This is a genomic window from Actinophytocola sp., from assembly GCF_035634895.1.
GTDB lineage: Bacteria > Actinomycetota > Actinomycetes > Mycobacteriales > Pseudonocardiaceae > Actinophytocola.
This window is the reverse complement of sequence record NZ_DASQCC010000078.1, coordinates 1-2,244: the sequence shown is the minus strand read 5'-3', so window position 1 is coordinate 2,244 and position 2,244 is coordinate 1. Positions and strand designations below refer to the sequence as shown.

The window sequence follows — 2,244 nt, the reverse complement described above, 5'->3', positions numbered from 1 at the left end:
GTGGCGAGCATCGCCGCGGGAACCCCCCGGTCGGCGAGCAGGTTCCCCGCGGCGGCGGCACCCGGCGCGCAGACGTCGGCCGCATCGCCCAGCGTCAGCTCGCCGGAGTAGCAGGCCGAACCGCCCGCCGCGTCCACCACCGCGAGCTGCCGGTACGCGATGTCCCCGGTGCGGGCCGTCAGGGCGGCGAGCGCGTCGCTGGCGGCCGCGCCGCCGGCCATGGTCTCGAGCAGCGCCTCGCGCAGCCGCGGGTCGGTCGTGCTCTGGCTGCACACCGCGCCGGCCCCGGCCCGGACCGCGGCGCACCGCGCCGCCACCGCCATACTGGCCGACGCGACGACGGCGCCCACCGCGCCGGTGCGGTCGCAGCGGCCCACCAGCGAGAACGTCATGGCCTGACCGCCACCACGGTGACCTCGACCAGCCATTCGGGCCGGGCGAGCGCGGACACGACCAGGCCGGTGAACACCGGGTAGACGCCCTTGAGGTGACGTCCGAGCACGCGGTACACCGCCTCGCGGTGCCGGATGTCAGTGAGGTAGACGGTGCAGGACACCACGTGCTCGACGGACGCCCCGGCCTCGGCCAGCAGCGTCTCGACGTTCGTCATCACCTGCTCGGCCTGGGCGGCGGGATGGCCGGCGTGCACGCTCTGGCCGGTATCCAGGTCCTGCGGTACCTGGCCGCGCAGGTAGACCGTGTTGCCGGCCACCACCGCCTGGCACAGGTCGTTGTCCAGCCGCTGCTCGGGATAGCTCTCGGCGGTGTTGAACGGCCGGATCCGCAGGTGACCGCCGACGGTGATGGGCTCCCTCATTTGCGCACCTCGTCGGCGACCGCGGAGTACCTCGACACGAGGTCGAGCGGGCCGCTGAAGTCGTAGTTGTTGTAGACGGCGAGCAGGTGCGAGAACGGCGGCGACTGCGCGAACAGCTGGAAGGTCAGCCGGTGCCCGGCGTAGTCGGAGTTGAGCAGGTCACGGGCGAGCACGAAGAGCTTGCGGCGTTCCTCAGCCGGGATCTCCCCGATAGTGAAGTACTTCCGCAGCCAGTCGCCGGCGCCGGGGGAGTCGAACATGGCCTTGCTGGGCATCAGGCTGACCTGGCAGCCGCACAGGTCGCGGACGAGGTGCATGACCGCCGGCAGCTGGGAGGAGGCGAAGACCCGGCCCGCGTACATCATCGGCTGATTGGGCATCAGCAGCCCGCCCGGGCTCGGCTCGGCCAGCTCGATCGCCGCGGTCAGGTGCGCGTTGATGCCCTCCCGGTAGCACGCGATCTGCGCGATCTTCTCCCGCACGGCCTGGTGCATGGTGACGCCGGTGGACCGGGCGCTGGCGTAGGCGACGCCGAGGAGGAAATCGGCGAAGCGCAGGTAGCGCTGGACGTACGGGAAGATGCTGTACCGGTGCAGGGTCGCGCGGATGAACGCGGCCGCCTTGGTATGCCGGTAGAAGAAGACGTTCTCCCATGGAATCTCCACGTCGTCGAAGACGATCATCGTGTCGATCTCGTCGTACCGGCTGGTCAGCGGGTAGTCCTCCGGGTCGCGCCGGTCGGCGAAGGCGGACCGGCAGATGTGCTTGATGCCCGGGGCGCCCATGTCGGCCAGGAATCCGACCGCGTAGTCGGACAGGACCTCGTTGTTCCACTCGCCGATCGTCGGCTTCACGAACGCCTGGTTAGCGTAGGCCGCCGCGGTCTCGAACTTGGCGCCGCGCACCACGATGCCGTTGCCGGTCTCGCCGGCCACGTGCAGCAGCACGTCGGGGTCCTGATCCTGCGGCCGCAGGGCCCGGTTGCCCTTCGGGTCGGTGTTGGCCGAGACGTGGAACGGGTCGAGCAGCTGGGCGCGCCGGACGTGGCGGGCGATGTTCGCGGAGAACGCCGCGTCGATCTCGTTCAGCACGTTCTGCCCGTCGAACAGCGACCACATCTCGCCGACCGTCTCGTCGCCGACCCGGGTGACCACGCCGCCGGCGTCGTCGAGGATGGCGTCGACCGTGTCCCGTTTGGCCCGCCAGTCGTCGCGGGTGCGCGGCGGGCGCGAGGTGGTGGCGCAGCGTTCCGCGGTCTCGTCGTCGGTGTAGGTCAGCAGTCCGGCGGTTCCGGCCTCGTGAGCCAGATCGTAGATCCGCGCGCGGACGCTCACCATCGGCGCGAACGCCGGGTGCGTGGCCACGTCCGTGACCTGCTCGCCGTCGATCCACACCTCCCGGCCGTCGCGGAGCGACTCGATGTAGTC

The 2,244-nt window shown here is 70.9% G+C and carries 3 protein-coding genes; all 3 read right to left on the bottom strand.

Annotated elements, in window-relative coordinates:
- The coding region (locus VET29_RS10930; protein ID WP_324918633.1) for a DUF1028 domain-containing protein at positions 1-392 on the bottom strand (392 nt) is incomplete at its 3' end.
- On the bottom strand, positions 389-817 hold the full coding sequence (locus VET29_RS10925; protein ID WP_324918631.1) for a RidA family protein: 429 nt from the start codon (positions 815-817) through the stop codon (positions 389-391). The genes VET29_RS10925 and VET29_RS10930, both read right to left, overlap by 4 nt.
- Positions 814-2,244: 4-hydroxyphenylacetate 3-hydroxylase family protein (locus VET29_RS10920; protein WP_324918627.1), on the bottom strand; the 1,431-nt coding region annotated here is incomplete at its 5' end. The genes VET29_RS10920 and VET29_RS10925, both read right to left, overlap by 4 nt.